This is a genomic window from Streptomyces sp. HUAS TT11 (assembly GCF_051553595.1).
Lineage (GTDB): Bacteria > Actinomycetota > Actinomycetes > Streptomycetales > Streptomycetaceae > Streptomyces.
The window spans coordinates 3,402,182-3,422,536 of record NZ_CP196184.1; the positions used below are offsets into that span (position 1 = coordinate 3,402,182).

18 protein-coding genes and 2 tRNA genes are annotated in these 20,355 nt (G+C 70.5%); 6 read left to right on the plus strand and 14 right to left on the minus strand.

Translation table 11 applies throughout. The features are described from left to right. Positions 1 to 30: 30 nt before the first annotated feature. Complete coding sequence (locus ACSHXN_RS15175) at positions 31 to 639, minus strand: TetR/AcrR family transcriptional regulator (RefSeq protein WP_438303237.1); 609 nt, start codon at positions 637 to 639, stop codon at positions 31 to 33. 220 nt (positions 640 to 859) lie between these two features. Between ACSHXN_RS15175 and hisN the strand changes: the two genes are divergently transcribed. Both hisN and ACSHXN_RS15185 read left to right on the plus strand, forming a co-directional pair. Further along, positions 860 to 1,660, plus strand: coding sequence for a histidinol-phosphatase (gene hisN, locus ACSHXN_RS15180; RefSeq protein WP_355134199.1), 801 nt, complete (start codon positions 860 to 862; stop codon positions 1,658 to 1,660). A 398-nt stretch (positions 1,661 to 2,058) separates the two neighbouring features. After that, positions 2,059 to 2,460, plus strand: coding sequence for a CBS domain-containing protein (locus ACSHXN_RS15185; protein ID WP_355134201.1), 402 nt, complete (start codon positions 2,059 to 2,061; stop codon positions 2,458 to 2,460). 75 nt (positions 2,461 to 2,535) lie between these two features. Here the strand turns inward: ACSHXN_RS15185 and ACSHXN_RS15190 are convergent, their stop codons facing one another. Then, positions 2,536 to 4,017, minus strand: coding sequence for a catalase (locus ACSHXN_RS15190; protein ID WP_438303238.1), 1,482 nt, complete (start codon positions 4,015 to 4,017; stop codon positions 2,536 to 2,538). Positions 4,018 to 4,134: 117 nt separating this feature from the next. Between ACSHXN_RS15190 and ACSHXN_RS15195 the strand changes: the two genes are divergently transcribed. Beyond that, positions 4,135 to 4,551, plus strand: coding sequence for a Fur family transcriptional regulator (locus ACSHXN_RS15195; RefSeq protein WP_355134205.1), 417 nt, complete (start codon positions 4,135 to 4,137; stop codon positions 4,549 to 4,551). 153 nt (positions 4,552 to 4,704) lie between these two features. Here ACSHXN_RS15195 and ACSHXN_RS15200 read toward each other — a convergent pair. The 4 genes from ACSHXN_RS15200 to ACSHXN_RS15215 all read right to left on the minus strand — a co-directional run bounded on the left by ACSHXN_RS15200 (position 4,705) and on the right by ACSHXN_RS15215 (position 9,979). Continuing rightward, a tRNA-Met gene (locus ACSHXN_RS15200) sits at positions 4,705 to 4,778 on the minus strand. Between the two features lie 78 nt (positions 4,779 to 4,856). Continuing rightward, the gene (locus ACSHXN_RS15205) at positions 4,857 to 6,662 is read right to left on the minus strand and encodes a tetratricopeptide repeat protein (protein ID WP_383357184.1); all 1,806 of its coding nucleotides are present in this window, start codon (positions 6,660 to 6,662) and stop codon (positions 4,857 to 4,859) included. Between the two features lie 229 nt (positions 6,663 to 6,891). Continuing rightward, positions 6,892 to 6,965: transfer RNA gene (locus ACSHXN_RS15210), tRNA-Met, on the minus strand. 50 nt (positions 6,966 to 7,015) lie between these two features. Further along, positions 7,016 to 9,979, minus strand: a complete 2,964-nt coding sequence (locus ACSHXN_RS15215; protein WP_438306466.1) for a UPF0182 family membrane protein — start codon at positions 9,977 to 9,979, stop codon at positions 7,016 to 7,018. Between the two features lie 144 nt (positions 9,980 to 10,123). On the opposite strand from ACSHXN_RS15215, the gene ACSHXN_RS15220 reads away from it, so the two are divergent. After that, complete coding sequence (locus ACSHXN_RS15220; protein WP_383357186.1) at positions 10,124 to 10,666, plus strand: PPA1309 family protein; 543 nt, start codon at positions 10,124 to 10,126, stop codon at positions 10,664 to 10,666. 72 nt (positions 10,667 to 10,738) lie between these two features. Here ACSHXN_RS15220 and ACSHXN_RS15225 read toward each other — a convergent pair whose 3' ends face one another. From ACSHXN_RS15225 to ACSHXN_RS15240, 4 genes are all read right to left on the minus strand, one after another. Beyond that, the gene (locus tag ACSHXN_RS15225) at positions 10,739 to 11,836 is read right to left on the minus strand and encodes a YlbL family protein (RefSeq protein WP_383357188.1); all 1,098 of its coding nucleotides are present in this window, start codon (positions 11,834 to 11,836) and stop codon (positions 10,739 to 10,741) included. A 69-nt stretch (positions 11,837 to 11,905) separates the two neighbouring features. Continuing rightward, complete coding sequence (locus ACSHXN_RS15230; protein ID WP_355134213.1) at positions 11,906 to 12,070, minus strand: hypothetical protein; 165 nt, start codon at positions 12,068 to 12,070, stop codon at positions 11,906 to 11,908. Between the two features lie 177 nt (positions 12,071 to 12,247). Continuing rightward, positions 12,248 to 12,709, minus strand: a complete 462-nt coding sequence (locus ACSHXN_RS15235) for a molybdenum cofactor biosynthesis protein MoaE (RefSeq protein WP_383357190.1) — start codon at positions 12,707 to 12,709, stop codon at positions 12,248 to 12,250. Between the two features lie 182 nt (positions 12,710 to 12,891). After that, the gene (locus tag ACSHXN_RS15240) at positions 12,892 to 14,055 is read right to left on the minus strand and encodes an SDR family oxidoreductase (RefSeq protein ID WP_438303239.1); all 1,164 of its coding nucleotides are present in this window, start codon (positions 14,053 to 14,055) and stop codon (positions 12,892 to 12,894) included. A gap of 191 nt (positions 14,056 to 14,246) precedes the next feature. Between ACSHXN_RS15240 and ACSHXN_RS15245 the strand changes: the two genes are divergently transcribed. Together ACSHXN_RS15245 and ACSHXN_RS15250 are read left to right on the plus strand one after the other, a co-directional pair. Next, positions 14,247 to 15,689 (plus strand): zinc-dependent metalloprotease, encoded by a 1,443-nt coding sequence (locus ACSHXN_RS15245; RefSeq protein WP_383357192.1) that lies wholly within the window; start codon positions 14,247 to 14,249, stop codon positions 15,687 to 15,689. Next, positions 15,686 to 16,207, plus strand: a complete 522-nt coding sequence (locus ACSHXN_RS15250; protein ID WP_383357194.1) for an NUDIX hydrolase — start codon at positions 15,686 to 15,688, stop codon at positions 16,205 to 16,207. The genes ACSHXN_RS15245 and ACSHXN_RS15250 overlap by 4 nt, the downstream gene beginning before the upstream one ends. A gap of 57 nt (positions 16,208 to 16,264) precedes the next feature. On the opposite strand, the gene ACSHXN_RS15255 is transcribed toward ACSHXN_RS15250, so the two are convergent. The 4 genes from ACSHXN_RS15255 to ACSHXN_RS15270 all read right to left on the minus strand — a co-directional run bounded on the left by ACSHXN_RS15255 (position 16,265) and on the right by ACSHXN_RS15270 (position 20,144). Continuing rightward, a complete protein-coding gene (locus ACSHXN_RS15255) occupies positions 16,265 to 17,020 on the minus strand; it encodes an AIM24 family protein (protein WP_383357196.1) in 756 nt (251 codons plus the stop codon). Positions 17,021 to 17,037: 17 nt separating this feature from the next. Beyond that, a complete protein-coding gene (locus tag ACSHXN_RS15260) occupies positions 17,038 to 17,718 on the minus strand; it encodes an AIM24 family protein (RefSeq protein ID WP_355796656.1) in 681 nt (226 codons plus the stop codon). An 11-nt stretch (positions 17,719 to 17,729) separates the two neighbouring features. Next, a complete protein-coding gene (locus ACSHXN_RS15265; protein ID WP_438303240.1) occupies positions 17,730 to 19,397 on the minus strand; it encodes a TerD family protein in 1,668 nt (555 codons plus the stop codon). A gap of 150 nt (positions 19,398 to 19,547) precedes the next feature. Beyond that, complete coding sequence (locus tag ACSHXN_RS15270) at positions 19,548 to 20,144, minus strand: M48 metallopeptidase family protein (protein WP_355134229.1); 597 nt, start codon at positions 20,142 to 20,144, stop codon at positions 19,548 to 19,550. Positions 20,145 to 20,355: the final 211 nt, after the last annotated feature.

Sequence of the window (20,355 nt, forward strand, 5' to 3'; positions counted from 1 at the left end):
GACGGTTCCCGCATCCCACGGGCGCGCGCCTCACCGCACCTGCCGCGGCCAGGTGAACCGCATCAGCTCCGCCACCCCGCCCTCTGCGGGCGGAGCCGTCACGCACGACAGGGCGAGCCGGACGGCCAGCTCACAGGACCGGGTGAGCTCCGCGACGTCCCCCTTGACCGCACCGGGGCCGGCGATCGCCGCGACGGCCCGGTCGCGGACCAGCGCCACGAAGTCCGACGGCGACGGCAGCGGGCCGTCGGCCCGCCGCTGCGCGGGCACCGCCGAACTCGACGGCACGGCGGACAGCGGCGGCGAGGGCAGCCGCTCGCTCCAGCAGCCGGTGAGCATGGCGCGCACGAGAGCGTTGCCACGGGCGGCCGACGTGGTCCACTCGGCGAGCGCGAGCAGCCGTTCACGGGGATCGGCGGGGGCGGCGAGCACACGCTCGGCACCGGCCAGGTAACCGTCGGCCTCCCGGCGCACCAGCGCCCGGGCGAGCCCGTCCTTGCTGCCGAACTCGTTGTACAGCGTCTGGCGGGAGACACCGGCCACGGCGGCGACGTCCACCATGCGCACCGTCGACCAGGGGCGGCGCCGGAGCGCCAGATAGGCGGCGTCCAACAGGGATTCCCGCGCTGCAGGCATCATCGCCTCCCTCGGGGCCGGCGCGGCGGCTCTGACGGACAGGTTTGACGCGCACTCATGCACTGTCAAGGGTTCGCGTGGGCGCCGGGGGGCGTGCACGGGCCGTCGCGCTCCCCGATCGCCCCGTCGCCATGCGCACCGCCGTGCCGGAACGGCGGACACACCGGAAGATCCCCCTCGGGGTGTGTGGCCGCCCGGCTCACTGGGCAGATACCGTTCGGTCATGCCCGACTATCTCGATGACCTGCGGCTCGCCCATGTCCTCGCGGACGCCGCGGACGCCGCGACCATGGACCGGTTCAAGGCCCTCGACCTCAAGGTCGAGACCAAACCGGACATGACGCCGGTGAGCGAGGCCGACAAGGCCGCCGAGGAGCTGATCCGGGGTCAGCTCCAGCGCGCCCGGCCGCGTGACGCGGTCCTCGGCGAGGAGTACGGCATCGAGGGCACCGGCCCGCGCCGCTGGGTCGTCGACCCGATCGACGGCACCAAGAACTACGTGCGCGGCGTGCCGGTGTGGGCCACGCTGATCTCTCTCATGGAGGCGGGCGAGGGCGGGTTCCAGCCCGTCGTCGGCCTCGTCTCCGCGCCCGCGCTGAACCGCCGCTGGTGGGCCGCGAAGGGCCACGGCGCGTTCACCGGCCGCAGCCTGTCCTCGGCGTCCCGGCTGCGCGTCTCCCAGGTCTCCCGGCTGTCGGACGCGTCCTTCGCCTACTCCTCGCTGTCCGGCTGGGAGGAGCAGGGCCGGCTGAACGGCTTCCTGGACCTGACGCGCGCTGTGTGGCGCACCCGCGGATACGGTGACTTCTGGCCGTACATGATGGTCGCCGAGGGCTCGATCGACATCTGCGCGGAGCCCGAGCTGTCCCTGTGGGACATGGCGGCGAACGCGATCGTCGTCACGGAGGCCGGCGGCTCCTTCACGGGCCTCGACGGCCGCCCCGGACCGCACAGCGGCAATGCGGCGGCGTCCAACGGCATCCTCCACGACACCCTGCTCGACCATCTGAACGACCGGTACTAGGGCCTGTTGCACGGATCGGGTCGGCTGGAGAGGGACCGCGCCTCCCCGTCGGCCCGAGCGGTGGGTGGTGCGTGCGGCCGCACGGCGGAGGAGGGCGGCGACGCGGAGCGTCGGCAACCGACGGCGACACGGCGGCCGCACGCACCACGCCCCACGACATCGACATGATCCGAACAACGGGCCCTGGCTGCCTGCGGTGCCCCCGTGCGCCGCAGGCGCCCCTGAACTCACATCGCGCGCCCCCTTGTTGACCCGCCCTTTGCCTGCGACTCTGAGAGTCCCCCCACTTGTGAATTTGTGAAACTTTGCACAGGTTCCCCGGCGGGACCGAACCCCGGCGGCTCCGGAACCCTGCACCCCTGTGTTTCCCCCGCGTTCCAAGGAGGTGGCTCCGCCCCATGCTCGTCCGCGACGCCATGAGCACGGTGGTCCTCACCGTCGGCCCCGCACACACCCTCCGCCAGGCGGCATCCCTGATGTCCGCCCGCCGCATCGGCGCGGCCGTGGTCCTCGACCCGGACGCCGGCGGCATCGGCATCATCACCGAGCGTGACGTCCTCAACTCCGTCGGCATGGGCCAGAGCCCGGACGCCGAGCGGGTGCACGCCCACACCACGACGGACGTCGTGTTCGCCACGCCGTCCTGGACCCTCGAGGACGCCGCGAGCGCGATGGCCCACGGCGGCTTCCGGCATCTGGTCGTCCTCGAGAGCGGTGAACCGGTCGGGGTCGTCTCGGTCCGCGACATCATCCGCTGCTGGGCACCGGCCCCGGAGCGGGTCGGCGCCACCGCCTGCTAGCCCCGCACACGCGAGCGGGCCGGAACCCCCACAGGGATTCCGGCCCGTCCCCTACGACAAGCGGTCCAACCCGGGTCAGCCGCGCAGGGCCTGGACAGCGGCCTCCAGGCGCTTGCCGAAGTCTCCGTCGGCCCGACGGAAGTTCTCGATCGCGCGCTCGGCGATGTCGTCGCGCGAGACCTTGGCGATGAAGCCCGCCAGGTTGCCGATCAGGCGGTCCTTCTCGTCCTGCGACATCAGGCGGTAGAGGTTGCCCGCCTGCACGAAGTCGTTGTCCTCGGCGTGCACCGGGGCCTCGTGGTTGCCGGTGCCGGCCGTGAAGCCGTCGAACGACTGCCACAGCGGACGGTCCGTCTGGAAGGGGCCGCCGAAGCTGTTCGGCTCGTAGTTCTTCGCGCCCTTGTGGCGGCCGTCGTACAGGTGGCCGTCACGGGAGTTGGTGCGCGCCTCGGTGGCGTGCGGGCGGTTCACCGGCAGGTGGTCGGCGTTGATGCCGACGCGGTAGCGGTGGGCGTCGCCGTAGGCGAAGAGGCGGCCCTGGAGCATCTTGTCCGGCGAAGGCCCGATACCGGGCACGAAGTGGGCGGGGCTGAAGATCGACTGCTCGACCTCGGCGAAGATGTTCTCCGGGTTGCGGTTGAGCTCCAGCGTGCCGATCTCGATCGGCGGGTAGTCCTCGTGCGGCCACACCTTGGTGAGGTCGAACGGGTTGAAGCGGTAGGCCGCCGCGTCGGCCGCGGGCATGATCTGGACCTGCACGGTCCAGCTCGGGAACTCGCCGCGCTCGATGGCCTCGCGCAGGTCGCGCTGGTGGGAGTCGGGGTCCTCACCGGCGATCCTGTTGGCCTCGTCCTGGGTGAGGTTCTTGATCCCCTGGTCGGTCTTGAAGTGGTACTTGACCCAGAAGTCCTCGCCGGCCTCGTTGTTCCACTGGTAGGTGTGCGAGCCGTAGCCGTTCATGTGGCGGTACGAGGCGGGGATGCCGCGGTCGCCGAACAGCCAGGTCACCTGGTGCGTGGACTCGGGCGACAGACCCCAGAAGTCCCAGACGTTGTCCGCCTCCTGCGAGCCGGTGTACGGGTCGCGCTTCTGGGTGTGGATGAAGTCGGGGAACTTGATGGCGTCCTTGATGAAGAACACCGGGGTGTTGTTGCCGACGAGGTCGTAGTTGCCCTCTTCGGTGTAGAACTTCAGCGCCCAGCCGCGGGGGTCGCGGACGGCGTCCGCCGCGCCGAGGTTGCCGGCCACGGTGGAGAAGCGCAGGAACGTCTCGGTCTGCTTGCCGACCTCGGAGAGGAACGTGGCGCGCGTGTACCGGGTGACGTCGGCGGTGACGGTGAAGGTGCCGTAGGCACCCGCGCCACGGGCGTGCACCACACGCTCCGGAATGCGCTCGCGGTTGAAGTGCGCGAGCTTCTCCAGGAGGAGCTGGTCCTGAACGAGAACCGGGCCGCCGACGCCCGCGGTCTCGCTGTTCTGGTTGTCGGCGACCGGGGCACCGGCCTCCGTCGTGAGCGGTCCCTGCGTCACGTACGCCTCCTGCGTCTTTCTGTGCACGTTCTGTCCCTTGGCCAAAGCCGCTCTCGATCCTACAATGGACATTGTCTAAGTCAAGCGGCCCTCCAAAGTCACACCTGTTCGGAATCTGGGCCTCTAGCTGTTAGGCTGGTTGTCATGAGTGACCTGTTGGAACGGCTGCGTGGCCGCGGATGGCGGATGACCGCGCAGCGACGTGTCGTGGCCGAGGTCCTCGACGGCGAGCACGTCCATCTGACGGCCGACGAAGTGCACGCACGAGCGGTTGCCAAGCTGCCCGAGATCTCCCGTGCGACCGTGTACAACACGCTGGGTGAGCTGGTCACGCTCGGCGAGGTGCTCGAGGTCGCCACGGACCAGCGTGCGAAGCGGTACGACCCGAACGCGCACCGGCCGCACCATCACCTGGTGTGTGCCCGCTGCGGCTCGATCCGGGACGTCCATCCGACCGGCAATCCGCTCGCCGACCTCCCCGAGTCGGAGCGCTTCGGCTTCATGGTCTCGAACGTCGAGGTGACGTACCGCGGCCTGTGCCCGGACTGCGCGGCGGCGTAGGCAAGGCCCTTCGAAGGGCCCCGGCACCGATCGAGGTGCCGGGGCCCTTTGTCGTTCCAGGGCTTTTCGGGGGTCGCGCGGCGACCTGCTCCGCGAACCGTCCGCAAACACCAGGGCCGGAACCCTTGATGGGTTCCGGCCCTGGATCTTCAGTAGCGGGGACAGGATTTGAACCTGCGACCTCTGGGTTATGAGCCCAGCGAGCTACCGAGCTGCTCCACCCCGCGTCGGTGAATGGAACATTACGTCAAGGACGCGTACAGAGGCAAATCACTTACTCGAGTGCGCCGGGCGCACGGCGCGGATCACGCCGTGAGCTCCTGGCGCAACGCATCCCGCAACCGTGCCGCACGCTCCGACACCTCGTCCGGCCCGAGGGACACCGCACGGTCCGCCCAGCGCTGTCCCTCGGCCAGCTCACCCTGACGCGCGTAGACGAGGGCGAGCCGCAGAGCCGCCCGGCCGTGCCCCGCGTTCGCCGCCCGGGTCCACCACAGCGCGGCCTCCGGCTCGCTTCCCTCGCGGGCCAGCAGCAGCCCCAGATTGAACGCGCCGTTGCGGGAGCCGCCCTCCGCCGCCTCCCGGTACCAGCGGGCCGCCTCCACGACGTCGCCGCGCGCGGCCGCCAGCATCCCGACCCGCACCTGAGCCCGCCGGTGCCCCTGCGTCGCCGCCCGTTCGTACCACTCCTCGCACTCGGTCTTGACGTGCGACGGCTCGCCCAGCTCGTGGGCGGGCGCGGGCGGCCGGCGGGCGTCCAGCACGGTCGCCAGCCGGTAGGCCGCCTCCGCGCTGCCGCCGCCCGCGGCGCACCGCAAGTGCCGCTCGGCCGCCTGCTCGTCCCCCTCGCGCAGACGCGCCATGCCGACCTGGAGCGCGGCCTCGGCGTGCCCGGCGGCCGCCGCCCGCTCGTACCACCCGAGCGCGCTCTCCTCGTCGTCACGTCCCGCGAACAGGATCCCGAGGTTGAAGGCGGCATCGACGCTTCCCGCCTCCGCGGCCTTGGAGAACCACGGTTCGGCGCCCGCCGCGTCCCCGCCCTGGAGCAGCAGGATCGCCAGCGCGTTGGCGGCCTCGCGGTGGCCCGCGTACGCCGCACGCCGGTACCACTGGTCGGCCTGCGCGGTGCGCCCCTGCTCGGCGCAGAGCAGTCCGAGGTTGTAGGCGCCGTTGACGTCACCGGCGTCCAGCGCCGCCCGGTACCACCGCTCGGCCGTCTGCGTCTCGCCGCGCTCGGCGTGCAGCGCGCCCAGGGCGTTCGCCGCGTTGCCGTCGCCCTCCTGCGCGGCGCGCAGCCACCACACGGCGGCGCTCTCGGTGTCGCCCGCGTCCCGCAGCAGGAAGCCGAGCGCGCAGGCCGCCCTCGCCTCCCCGTCCTTGGCGCTCGTCAGATACCAGCGCCCGGCCTCCTTCAGCTCGCCCCGCTTCTCCAGGATCGCGCCCAGGTGCAGCGCGGCGCGCCGGTGCCCGCGCGCCGCGGCCTGCCGGTACCACTGCTCGGCCTCCTCGGGTGCGGGCGGCTCCACACCGTTGCCGGCGCCGGCTTCCTGCTCCTGCTGGGCCGTGCGGTCCAGTGCGCGCGCCAGCCGGTAGGCGGCCTCGCGGTGCCCGCGCTCGGCGGCGGCGCGCATCCAGTGCCCGGCGCCGTCGTCACCGCGGTGCTCGAGGAGATCGGCGAGCGCGTACGCACCGAGGGTGTGGCCCTGTTCGGCGGACTGGCGCAGCCAGTACTCGGCCGCCGGCTCGTCACCCCGCTCACGGTGGTGGCGGCCGAGCGCGTGTGCGGCCGCGGAGGACCCGGCGACGGCGGCGATCCGCCACCAGCCGGCCGCCTCGTCGGCGTAGCCGCGCTGATGCAGAAGGACACCCAGGTTGTTGGCGGCGGCACGGTCACCCGCGGCGGTGGCGGCACGCAGCTGGGGCTCGGCTCCGTCGAGATCGCCGCGGCGCAGCAGCATGGCCCCGAGAACGCTCATCGCCTCGACGTCGCCGGCCTCGGCGGCGAGCCGTTGGCGCGCCTCCTCGGCGGCCTCGCCGGTCTCGTCCTGACCGGCGGACTGCGCATTTCGCCCCGTCCCGAACAGAGCTGCCTTCTCCCCCATAACGTCCATCGTCGCACCACCTGCAACCCGGGTACACCTGGTATACCGCAGCCAGTGAGGTCACTTCAGCGTTTTGTCGACATGCCCACAGAGAGACAAGTCAAACACAGAATGGTCCAACTCCCCCCGTAGGCGGTCGCACTTCACGAGAGTCGGCAGGTCACGCCGTACTCCCCGTCGTGTCGCGCACACGTGGAGGGCCCGGATCCTTGATCAGGATCCGGGCCCTCGACTTCAGTAGCGGGGACAGGATTTGAACCTGCGACCTCTGGGTTATGAGCCCAGCGAGCTACCGAGCTGCTCCACCCCGCGCCGTTGTGGTGCAACCGTATCACGACGCGGGGCGGGCTCCTGGTTCACCCTCAGCCGGAACCGCTCGGACTGCCGCTCGGCGAACTGCCCGGCGAGGCGCTCGGACCGGCGGACGGTTTGCCGCCGCCGGTCCCGCCGGCCTTGGACTGCGCCTCCTCGGCCCGCTTCAGCGCGTCCTGGAGGGCCTTCTGGGCATCGCCGTACGCCTTCCAGTCGCCCTTCTTGAGGGCCTCCTGTCCCGCGTCGAAGGCCTTCTGGGCGTCGCCCAGCGCCTGTTGGACCGTCGGATCACCGGACGGCGGCGGGTTGGTGGTGCCGGTCCCGGGCGGTGTGGGCGTCGAACCCTCCGCGCCGAAGACCTTGTTGAGGGCCTGGTCGAGCGTGTCCTCGAAGGCGGTGCTGCCGCCGTAGGTCACCAACACCTTGCGCAGGAGCGGGTACTTCAGTTCACCACCGCGTACGTAGACCGGCTCCACGTAGAGCAGGCCTCCGTCGAGCGGGACGGTGAGCAGGTTTCCGTACTCGATCTCGGAGTCGCCGCCTCTGATGAGCCGGACGAACTCGGCGATGTTCTGCTGCGAGTTGGAGTTGAACTGACTCTGCACCTGTTTGGGGCCGCCGACGGTCTTGCTCGTCGGCAGTTTGAGGACTCTGATCTTGCCGTAGTCGCTCGTGCCCGCCTCGGAGTCGACCGCCATGAAGGCGCTCAGATTGTCCCGGCCGTTGGGGGTGAAGGTCGTCGTCAGGGAGAACGCCTGCGCCTGCTGGTCGGGCATCTTCATGCTCAAGTAGTACGGCGGCACCGCGTTGCCCGACTTGTTGGTCGGGTCGTCGGGCACCTGCCAGACCTCGCTGCCGCTGAGGAAGGTCTGGGCGTCCTTGACGTGGTAGCGGGTGAGCAGCTCGCGCTGGACCTTGAACAGGTCCTGCGGGTACCGCAGATGGGACATGAGCGACGGCGAGATGTCGGCCCTCGGCTTCACGGTGCCCGGGAACGCCTTCATCCAGGTCTTCAGGACCGGGTCCACGGTGTCCCACTGGTAGAGCTTGACCTGGCCGGTGTACGCGTCGACGGTCGCCTTCACCGAGTTGCGGATGTAGTTGACCTGGTTCTGCTGGGCCACCACCGCGCGCTGGGTGTTGCCCGCGGTCAGCGAGTCCGCCGTCGTGTCGCCGAGGGTCGTACGGGACGCGTACGGGTAGCCGTTCGTCGTGGTGTAGGCGTCGACGATCCACTGGATGCGGCCGTCGACGACCGCCGGGTAGGCGTCGCCGTCGATCGTCAGCCAGGGCGCCACCGCCTCGACGCGTTCCTTGGGCGTGCGGTTGTACAGGATGCGCGAACCGTCTCCGATGGCGCCCGAGTACAGGATCTGCGGCTCGCTGAACGCGACGGCGTAGGCGGCCCGGTTGATCGGGCTGGAAAGGCTGACCCCGCTCTTGGCCCGGTAACTCGTGGTCTTCTCGCCGCTGTCGTCGGAGTAGTCGATCTCCTTCTGGGGGCCGCCGACGATCGAGTACGTGGTGGTCTTCTCGCCGTAGTAGATCCGCTGCTCGTAGGAGGGCAGGTCGCCGCTGGACGGCAGATCGGACTCGGTGAAGACGGGCTGGCCGTTGGAGTCGGCGGTGGTGCCCTTGGCGGCGACCACGCCGAAGCCGTGGGTGTAGCGGAAGTGGTCGTTGATCCAGTTCTGCTTCGGGATGCCCCGGAGGTTCAGCTCGCGCAGACCGATGACCGTGTCCTGGTCCTTGCCGTCCTTGTTGTAACGGTCGACGTCGAGGTTGGTCGGGAACGCGTAGTAGTTCTTCATCTGCTGGAGCTGCTGGAACGTCGGGGAGACGATGTTCGGGTCCAGCAGTCGGATGCTCGCCGCCGTGTCCACGTCGTCGCGCAGCGTGCTCTTGTCCTTGGTGTCGCTCTCGCCCGCGTACTCGGTGACCTGGGTGCTGTCGATGCCGTAGGCATCGCGGGTCGCCTTGATGTTCTTGTCGACGTACGGGGCTTCCTTGGCCTGCTCGTTCGGCTGGACCTGGAACTTCTGGACTATCGCCGGGTACAGACCGCCGATGAGGATCGCGGAGAGCACCATCAGGCCGAAGCCGATGACGGGCAGCTGCCAGGTGCGCCGCCACAGGGTGGCGAAGAAGAGCAGCGCGCAGATGACGGCGATGCAGAACAGGATGGTCTTCGCCGGCAGATAGGCGTTGGCGTCGACGTACCTCAGGCCCGTCCAGTTGCCGGTCGCCTTGAAGTCGCTGGATTTCACGGCGAGGCCGTAGCGGTCGAGCCAGTAGGCGACCGCCTTCAGGGCGACGAAGGCGCCCAGCAGCACCGACAGATGGCCGGTCGCGGCGGCCGTGGCGCGCGCTCCGGGTGACGTGATCCGCAGACCGCCGTACAGGTAGTGCGTGAGCGCGGCGGCGATCAGCGAGAGCACGGCGGCGGCGAAGCCGAATCCGAGCAGGAAGCGGTACCAGGGCAGGTCGAAGGCGTAGAAGGCGACATCCAGGTGGAACTGGGGATCCTTCTGCTGGAAGGGCACGCCGTTGACCCACATCAGCCAGGTCCGCCACTGGCTGGACGCGGACGCGCCCGCGATCAGGCCCACCAGGGCGGTGATCCCGAGCAGCAGCCACTTCTTGTAGGGCGCGATCCCCATGCGGTAGCGGTCGAGGCTCTGCTGCTCCACGGACATGGCGCTCAGCGGCGGACGCAGCCGGTGCGCGAGCCAGATGTTGAAGCCGACCGCGGCCGCCATCAGCAGGCCGAAGACGAAGAAGAGCCCGATCTTGGTCCACAGCGTGGTCGTGAACACGGACGAGTAGTTCACCGACCGGTACCAGAGCCACTGCGTCCAGAAGCCGGCGAACATGACGAACGCCATGCCGAGGACGGCGAGGACCCCCAGCGTCATGAGCAGGGTCCGGGCTCGCCGGGACGGGCGGCCCACTCTGATCCGCGGCCCTGTGGGGCCTCCGCCGCGGTCCGGCATCTGGAAAGCCAAGGTGCGCACCTCGAAGTTAGCTGTTGATTCCTGCAGGCCCCCGTGAACGCGGACCATGATCGGGGCTCCACGACAGCGGAGCCCCACCTATGCAACTTACTGGCGCTTTACTCGGTTCCCGGATCCGGGTGAGAACGAGGCAGGATTGTGACCATGTCCAACACTCCCATGGCAGCGAACCCCCTCACCCGGACCGTGCTCGAGATCGACGAGTACGCCTCCGGCCTCGGCTGGGACCAGCCCGCTCGCCTCTTCGCCCTCGTCGACACCACACGGCTGCGGGCCCAGGAACCCCTGCTCGCGGCCCAGCTCGGTCTGGAGGAGGAGTCCGGGGACACCGGTCTGACCCCGGTCGAGCAGGACGAGATCCCCGCCGACCGTCCCCTGGACGAGTTCCTCGGCACCATTGCCTGGCCCGACGCGGTGGCCGGCTGCGCGCTCACGGTGGAGCGGCTGATGCTGCCGCCGTCCGCCGAGGACGCGGTCCCCGACGGCCTGAGCGAGAGGGAGCTGGCGAAGTGGGTCGCCGGGCACCCGGACCGCCAGGAGGTGCGGATGACGGTGGCAGTACTGCGGGACGGCACGCGGGAGTCGGCGCTGCGGCTGCGCGAGAAGGACTCCCCGACGGAGGTGCTGACGGGTCCGGACCTGGTGCCGGGGCTGGCTGAGGCGTTGTCGGCGACGTTCGAGGAGTGAGCGCCGCCGGCATGCGACGAGGGGGCGCCCCGGGGTTTCGGGGCGCCCCCTCGTCGCATCGGGCGGAAGGCGTCAGCCCTTGGCCGAGCACTTCGGCAGGGCGGCGGTGTCGCCGGTGCGGATGTCCTTGAGGGCGTTCAGCGCGTCGTCGATGGTGTCGACCTTGACGAGCGTGAGCCCTCCGGGGGTGTCCTTGGCCGCGGCCGCGCAGTTGTCCTTGGGCGTCAGGAAGTACTGGGCGCCCATGCTGCGCGCGCCGACCGTCTTCATCTCGATGCCGCCGATCGGACCGACCTTGCCGGCGTCGTCGATGGTGCCGGTGCCGGCCACGAACTTGCCGCCGGTGAGGCTGCCCGGGGTGAGCTTGTCGTAGATGCCGAGCGCGAACATCAGACCGGCGCTCGGTCCGCCGACGTCGGCGAGCTTGATGTCGATGGTGAACGGGAACGTGTGATCGGTCCCGGCGGAGATCCCCACGATGGCCCGCTGCTGGCCGCTGTCGTGGGACTTCGCCGTGGTGATCGTCACATCCTGGGTCCTGGTGGCCGTCGTGTGTGCCTTCTCGGCGGCTGCCTGTTCCTTCGCGGGGACGATCGTGAAGACCACGTTCTCGCCGGGCTTGTGCTTGGTGACCAGCTCGGCCACGTCGTCGGGCGCCTTCACGGCCGACCCGTCGACGGCCTTGATCACATCGCCGGCGTGCAGCCTGCCCTCGGCGGGCGATCCCTTGAGCACCGTGGCGACGATCACCCAGGACTTCACGGGGACGTCGAGCTCCTTCAGGGCGGCGACCTTCGCGCTCTCCTGAGACTGGCTGAACTCCTCGGCGTTCTCCTGGGTGGACTGCTCCTCGGTCTTGCCGTCCGGGTAGAGCGTGTCGTGCGGGACGACCTTGCTGTCGTGCGCGAGCCATCCGTAGACGGCCTCGACCAGGTTCATGTTGTAGTCGGCGCTGGTGACCCGGACCGTGGTCATGTTCAGGTGCCCGGTCGTCGGATAGGTCTTGCGCCCGGAGATCTGCAGCACCGGCTCGCCGTCGTGCTCGTCGAGCGTGTTCACCGTCGGACCCGGGGACATCTCCGAGTACGGCACTTTGATGAACACCCCCGCGCACAGGAGCGCGATCAGCATCAGGGTCGAGGCGAGCATCGTCGCGGTGCGGCGTGGCATGGAACGACAGTACGGGACGGTGCGGTAAGCGCACCGTCGGGGCCGTCCGTCCGGGCGGCCCCGGGTCGGTCAGCCGCCCGAGTGGGACTTCTCCATGGCCTCGCGGAAACGTGCGTATCCGGCGAGTTCGGATCCGTCGCCCGAGACTTTCCCGTTGCGACTGGCCCAGGTACCCCACAGTCCGGCACCGACAGCGGCCAAAAGCGGAATCAGCAACCAGGCGAGCGCCGCCATGCCGACCTCCCATCCCCATGAGCGACCGCAACTGACTGATCAGCAGATTAATCGTCTGCCATGTCAACGCTCACGCCCGGGGTACGGTTACGCAACCGGAATCCGGGTGCGGGGTCCACGACCCGATGGGTGGTACCGCCGTGGTCCGACTGGAGCCATGGGAGTCGGCCGCCCGGGTCAGCAGGCGCCGACCCACTCCTCGGTGCCGTCGGAGAACGTCTGGTGCTTCCAGATGGGCACCTCGTGCTTGAGGTCGTCGATCAGCTTGCGGCACGCGTCGAAGGCTTCGCCGCGGTGCGGGCAGGACACGGCCACCACGACGGCCAGGTCTCCGACACGCAGGTCCCCCACGCGGTGCACGGCCGCGAGCGCCCGCACGGGAAACTCGGCGACGACCTTCTCGGCGACCCGCCGCAGCTCCGCCTCGGCGCCCGGGTGGGACGAATACGCCAGTTTGTCCACGTCGGCCCCGCCGTCATGATTGCGCACGGTCCCGACGAACAGCGCGGTCCCTCCGGCCGCGTCGTCCCCGACCGCCCTGAAGACCTCGTCGAGGGAGAGCGGGGTGTCACGGACGGCGAGCAGCGTGATGGGGTCGTGCGCCGCCTGCTCACCGGGGTGATCGCTGTGGGAAGCCATGCCTCCATCGTGCCGTACACCGGGGACGGTGAGGAACGGTCAGTTCACCCGCCACGCGCGCGTGGCCTTCGGAGCCCACTACAGACAGCCGGGCGTGCAAGGCGCGCGGCCACCGTGAAGAAGGGCGGCAGGGGCCCGCCCGGTCGCACCACCGCGGCCTTGCCCCGGCGTACCCGCGGGTCTCAGACGCGCCGGCGGGCCTTCCGCGCCCGCCGCACCACCGCGGCCGCGCCGAGCAGCGCGACCGTCGCACCCGCGGCTCCCGCCGCCGTCGCGTCCTTGCGTCCGAGCCGCCGGCCCGCCACGGTGTGCCGCCCGGACACCTCCTCCAGCAGCTCCGCGAGGACCTCCTCGTTCGTCCACTGCGGGCGCCAGCCCGCGTCGTGCAGCCGGCTCCCGCTCACCACCCAGGGGTACATCGTGTAGGCGAGGTCCCCCGCGGGCGAGGGCGTGAGGCCGATCCGGTGCAGCCGGGCAGCCGCACCCAGGGCGACCGCGGACGGCAGTTCCATCCGCCGGATCCCGCTGAGCTCCTCGACCTCCTCCTGCTCCAGCCATCCGTCGCACCCGACGGCCAGTTCCCCCTCCACCTTCTCCAGGACGGCGTACTCGAGGGCGCTGCACAGGTCCTCGACGTGGCAGAACTGCCAGGCGGGCCTCGACCCCGCCACCACCAGCAGCCGGGGCGACTCGAAGTACCTGGTCAGTGCGGTGTCGGTGCCCCCGACCAGGACGGCGGGCCGGACGACGGTGACATTGAGCCCCGGGTGGGCCCGCGGCGCCCGGCGGGCGAGCCGCTCGATCTCCAGCAGGTCCCCGACGCCGGTCGCCTCCGCGGTCGCCCGCAGCTCGGCGTCCTCGGCGAGCGGCAGCTCGTTCTCCGGCAGCGCCCCGTACACCATCGCGGACGTGCACAGCACCACCCGGTGCACCCCGGCCGCCGCGGCGGCCGTCAGCACGGTCTGCGTCCCCCGGACGTTGTACGCCGTACGCGCCGCGGTGTCCGTCTCCAGATCGAGGTCGAGGGCCAGGTGCACCACCACGTCGGCGCCCCGCAGCTTCTCCGCGATCGCCGGGTCCCGCACGTCCAGGATGTGCCACTGGGCCGCCGCGCACTCCCCGCGCCGCTCGTCGATGGCCACGACCTGCTTGATCTCCTCGGAGGCGGCGAGCTGCTCGGTGAGCAGCGCGCCGACGCCGGACGCCGCGCCGGTGACGGCGACAACGGGTCCGCGGGCGCCGGCGGACTCGCCGGTGCGCTGCGGTGCCGCATCCGGACGGTCGCCGGGCGACGAGCGGGTCGAATGGTTTCGCGCTGCGCGAACCTGCGGATCTGGGGAACTCACCGGGCGTCTCCAGCGGTTGTCTTCAGTACGAACGCGAAGCACGCGTGCAAACCAGTTGGCATCCATCCTGCCGCAGGCCAGGTCTCGGCGAAGCACCCAGGCTCGATCGGGCCGGGGTGTCTACGCTGGGTGGTGTTGTCGGGCAGCCAGCCGCCGGAAGGAACCGGTGGCCTTACCAGCCGAGGAATCCCGTGAGTGACACCCCATTCGGATTCGGCCTTCCGCCGGAGGAGCCGGAGAACGGCGACGAGGGCAAGAAGAAGGACCAGGAGAGCGGTGGTGGTCAGGGTCCGGCCAACCCGTTCGGATTCGGGTCGCCCGGAGCCGGTGGTGCCGGCGCCGACAACCCGCTCGCCGCGATGTTCGGATCCCTGAACCCCACCGACCTGGGCGCGGCCTTCCAGCAGCTCGGCCAGATGCTCTCCTACGAGGGCGGCCCGGTGAACTGGGACATGGCCAAGCAGATCGCCCGCCAGACGGTCTCCCAGGGCACCCAGGACGGCACGAAGGACGCGAGTGTGACCCCCGGCGAGCGCTCCTCCGTGCAGGATGCCGTCCGCCTGGCCGACCTGTGGCTCGACGACGCGACGTCGCTGCCGTCCGGCGCCGCCTCCGCTGTGGCCTGGAGCCGCGCGGAGTGGGTCGAGGCGACCCTTCCGGTGTGGAAGGACCTCGTCGACCCGGTCGCCGAGCGCGTCGGCGCGGCCATGGGCGACGTCCTGCCGGAGGAGATGCAGGCCATGGCGGGCCCGCTGATCGGCATGATGCGCTCCATGGGCGGCGCCATGTTCGGTACGCAGATCGGGCAGGCCGTCGGCGTGCTCGCGGGCGAGGTCGTCGGCTCGACCGACATCGGCCTGCCGCTCGGGCCGGCCGGCAAGGCCGCGCTGCTGCCGCTGAACATCGAGGCGTTCGGCAAGGACCTGGGCATCCCGAAGGACGAGGTGCGGCTGTATCTGGCCCTGCGCGAGGCCGCCCACCAGCGCCTGTTCGCGCACGTGCCGTGGCTGCGCTCCCACCTGTTCGGGGCGGTCGAGGGCTACGCGCGCGGCATCAAGGTCGACACGGCGAAGCTGGAGGACGTGGTCGGCCAGTTCGACCCGCAGAACCCCGAAGAGCTGCAGCAGGCACTCCAGCAGGGCATGTTCCAGCCGGAGGACACCCCGGAGCAGAAGGCGGCCCTGGCCCGTCTGGAGACGGCGCTCGCGCTCGTCGAGGGCTGGGTGGACGCGGTGGTGCACGCGGCGGCGAAGCCGCGGCTGTCGTCCGCGGACGCGCTGCGCGAGACCCTGCGCCGCCGCCGCGCCACGGGCGGCCCGGCCGAGCAGACGTTCGCGACGCTGATCGGTCTGGAGCTGCGCCCGCGCCGACTGCGGGACGCCTCCCGGCTGTGGGCGTCGCTCACGGACGCGCGCGGTGTCGACGGCCGGGACGGCCTGTGGGCCCACCCGGACATGCTGCCGACCGCCTCCGATCTGGACGACCCCGACGGCTTCGTGCACCGGGAGCAGCTGGACTTCTCCGAGCTGGACAAGATGCTCGGCGAGGCCGCGGGCGGCTTTGCCGGAAAGCCCGACCTGACGAAGAAGGACGACGCCGAGGACGGCGAGGCCAAGGACGACGACGCCGAGTGAGCCTCCGCGACGACGCGGTCCTCGTCCTGAAGGGGTACGAGGACCAGGAAGAGCTGAGCCGTATCTACCTGGAGCATCTTCAGACGCACCCGGACGGCATGTGGAAGGCCTGCGAGGACGGGCACATCACGGCGAGCGCCTTGGTGATCGATCCCGAGGGGGGCCGCGTGCTGCTGACCCTCCACAAGAAGCTGCGGATGTGGCTGCAGATGGGCGGTCACTGCGAGCCGGAGGACCGGGATCTCGCCTCCGCGGCACTGCGGGAGGCCACCGAGGAGTCCGGCATCAAGGCTCTGACCCTGGTGCCGGGCGGTCCGGTGCGCCTGGACCGCCATCGCACGCCGTGTGCCTGGCATCTCGATGTGCAGTACGCCGCGCTCGCCCCGGCCGGGGCCCTCGAGGCGATCAGCGACGAATCGCTGGACCTGCGCTGGTTCCCCTACGGCGAGGTGGCGGACGTGGCGGACAAATCGGTCGTACGGCTCATGGAGGCGACCCGGCGCAGGCTCGGCGTCTGAGCCCGGCGACGGATGGGGCGACCACACCGGCGGTCGCCCCCGCTCCGTCCTCGGCCGTCAGCTCCAGACGTTGCCCTGGTTCTGGCCGTGCGCCCCCTGCTGGCCCATGCCGTACTGGGCGCGCAGTCCCTGCCCGATCACCGCGTTCTGCGGCGGCAGCAGCTCGCTGGGCTGGACGAGCGCGAAGCCGCTGCCCATGAAGCTGAGCTCCCAGCCCTCACCGGTGCTGCCGCGCCGCCGCCACACTCCCGAGGAGTGCGTCTGGGCCTGCATCTGCACCCGCAGGCCGGTCGACCAGGCGACGATCGCGTCGGCGTCGCAGTTGACGTACTTGTCCGGCGTGACCCGCATCAGCAGGGGAGCGCCCGACGTCATCAGCGCGACCTTGCCGTGGCCGGTGATGTTGAGCTGGTACTTGCCCGAGCCGGAGATGCCGTACTGGCTGTCCACGGCGATGACCTCGTGGTGCAGCGAGGAGTCCATCGCCAGGACGTAACTGCTGTCGACGGTCAGCCCGTCCTGCTCGACGTCCATGATGTGCACGTGCTGGGCGAGATTGGCGAGGTAGACGGTGCCCTGCCCGTGACAGCGCATCAGGTCCAGGCCCTCGCCCGTGTACGCCCGGGCACGGTACTGGCCGCCGCTCTGGTACTCGGCGTCGAACTCGACGAGCCCCTGGTAGGCGACCATCGTGCCCTTGCGGGCCAGGACGTCGTCGTGACCCTCCAGCAGGACGCGCAGCATCTGCGCGTTCTGCAGGCTGTAGCGCTCCTGGGTCTGCTGCTCGTTGTAGCCGAAAAGCGTGCTCTGCATGATGTGCGACTTCCCCCTCAGCCCCGGAACCGGAGGCGGTCGGTGCTGTCCTCGCTGGGCTGGACGACCACGATGCCCTGACCGGAGAACGCCATCTGGTACGCCTCTCCGCTGCCGCGCCCGATGAGCGACTGCGCCTTGAAGCTGCGCTTGCCCTTCACCTTCAGGTTCGGGGACCAGGCCACGAGGGCGTCCGGATCGACGTAGGTCTCGTCCTCGCCGCCGCCGCAGTCGACGACGATCGGTTCGCCCCGGGAGGTCAGCGCGACCCAGCCCTGACCGGAGATCTTGGTGTTCCACAGGCCCTGCCCGGCGAACTTGGCGAGCCCCTTGACGCGTTCGACACCCCACTGCAGGTTCGCGTCGAAGGCGAGCAGATTGGTGGCGTTGACGGATATCGCCTCTCCGGCCAGGTTGATGACGACGACGTTCGCCCCGTAGTCGGCGAGGTAGAGCAGTCCGTCGCCGGAGCACTTCATGAGGGGCGCGCCCTCGCCGGTGATCCAGTCCCGGGCGATCTGGCGTACCGCGGGCGGGTTGGGCTCGTACTGGATGAACCCTTCGTAGGCGATCATCGACCCCACGCGCGCGAGGAGGTCGTTTCCGGTCTGCATGGCGACCTTCAGCATGTGGCTGCCGTGGTTCTCCATGCGGGCGCCGACGGGTGCGGGAGCGAAGCCCGCGAGCGGCTGGTACATGACGGGCTCCCTCAGACCTCGTAGGGCTGGACGACGACGAAGCTGCCGGGCGCCGCCCGGAACTGGAGGTTGACGCTCTCCCCGGTGTCGCCGGGGTAGGCGTTGCGGCGCATCCGCACCTGGCTGGAGACGACCACCTGGGCGGCCGCCGACCAGGCGACGACGGCGTTGCAGTCGGCGAACGTCGTCGGGGTGACGGGCAGCACCACGGGCGCCCCGTGCGTCTTCACCACGATCGTGCCCGTGCCCTGGAACTGCATCGTGAACAGGGCTCCACCGGGGATGCCGTGTCCTTCGACGCGCCGGACCTCGTACTGGAGGGACTCGTCGAAGGCGAGGACGTTCTCCGCGGACACGCAGATCGCGTCGCCCTGGAGCTCGATCGGGTGCAGATGGGTGGCGTTCTCCGCGAGGAACACCTGGCCGTGTCCCGTGCAGCGCATCAGCTGCATCTCCTGGCCGGTCGCGTTGCCCACGATCCGCCCGGCGAAGCCCGCGCCCTTGTAGCCGAAGCCGACCTTGCCCTGGTAGAGCACCATGCTGCCCTGCCGTGCCAGCACGGGCTGACCGCCGATACCGAGGTCGACGCGGACCAGCTTCTTGTTCTGCTGGGTCCACCGCTGCCCGGTCGGCGTCTCCTTGAAGGCCTGCAATGCGCCGGCCACCCCGGCGGCCTGCGGGGCCTGCTGGGGAACTCCGTACGCGGAGGGTGCCGCCGGCACACCGGGGTGCTGTCCCGGAACCTGTCCGTACGGCGGCTGCTGACCGTAGCCGGGGGGCGCCGACGGGGCCTGCTGACCGTAACCGGGCGGCAGCGGCGCGGACGGCTGCCCGCCGTAACCGGGCGGCGGGCCGGGCTGCCCCGGCGGCTGGGCGTAGGGCGCCGGACCCGGCGGCGGGACCGCCCCGCCGGGCGGCGTGTTCAGAGGCGCGATGATCGTCGGCGCGGCATGCACGGAGGGCGCAGGAGCGGGGGCCGGCGGCGCGGGCGCCGGAGGCGGCACGAAGCCCTGCGGCGCGGGCTGCGGCTGCTGCGGGGCCGGGACGGGCGCGGACGGGGCGGCGAACCCGGGAGGCGCGGCGGCCTGGGCGGGCGGGGCGAACCCCGGGGCGGCACCGGACTGCGGCTGCTGCGGCGCCGGGGTCTCCTCCTCGAGGACCTCGCCGCCGAAGTTGTTCAGCAGCGCATCGAGGCCGCCGTCGAAGCCCTGGCCGACCGCGGCGAACCGCCAGACGTCCTTCAGATAGAAGTCGCCCAGCATGACAGCGCGTTCGGTGGAGAACTCCGAGCCGTTGAAGGAGTACCGGGCGACCTCCTCGCCACCGGCGACGATCCGCAGGTATCCGGGAGCGACCTGCGACATCTGCCCGGCACCGTCGATCGTCGCCGTGAACGACAACTTCTGGATCTGCGACGGGATCCTGTCGAGCGTGACCCGGAAGGACTCCGTGTCGCCCGCCTGGGCACCGAGGAGCTGAATGGACTCCTCCGGCGTCTTCGGCTGGTTGAAGAAGACGAAGTAGCGGTCGTCCGAGAGCCGTTCGTCCGTGTCCAGACCGAAGCAGCTGATGTCGAAGCTCAGTCCGGGTCCGGTGATCTGCACACCTACGTACAGATCCGTGCCCGCGGTGAGGTCACTGATCCTGGCCTTGTGGCCGCGTTGGAATTCCCTGGCCATGCGTAACGACCGTCCCCCATCCCGAATGTGAGTGCGTCGCGTCAGGCTAACCGGAAACGCCCGGAACGGACGTGGCCGGTACAGACCCGGTACACAACCGCTTCCCCGGCGGCACCGGGCACCTCCGAGCGGCCTCCGCGGGGTTCCCGGCTACTCCTCGGCGGGCGCGGGCTGGTGCGGCAGCCGGTCGGCGGCGACCACTCCCTCGAGGTAACCGCGGGCGCGCTCCGTGCGCGGATACGCCTCAAGGAGCCTCCAGAAGCGCGGCCCGTGACCCGGCACAAGCAGATGTGCGAGCTCGTGCAGCAGCACATAGTCGACGACGTACTCGGGCATGCCCTGCAACCGGTGCGACAGACGGATGCTGCCCTCGGCCGGCGTGCACGAGCCCCAGCGTGTGTTCTGGTTGGTGACCCAGCGCACCGAGTTCGGTCGCGCCCGCCCGCCGAAGTACTGCTCGGAGAGCCGCTCGGCGCGCGACGCCAGCTCCGTGTCGCCGATCACCCGCTTGCTCTCCTGGGCGGCCAGCTTGGCGAGCATGACCGTCACCCAGCGCTGCTCCTCCGCCTCGGACATACGGGCGGGGATGAGCACAACGGTGCGATCTCCCTCGCGGTACGCGGACACCGTCCGACGGCGTCGTGCGCTCCTGCGTACCTCGATCGCGCTCGCCCCCGAACCGCTCGGCGGCAGGCTCGTCGTGCTGCGCTGTGGCGTTCCGGCGCGGTGCAGTGGGTCGGCGGACACGCCCCGACGTTACCTGCTCAGCCCCGGGGAAGTCCCGCCCCCGGTACGGATCCCTGCCGATCCGCGACCCGCGCGCTTGACTTGTACGACCGATCCACCCGCCTGTGGACAACTTTCCGCACACCCCCGGCCCCCCAGGCATGCTGTCCCACATCGACAGACCGCAACATCCACCACCCAACACCTACACATCAGTACAAACTGACACATC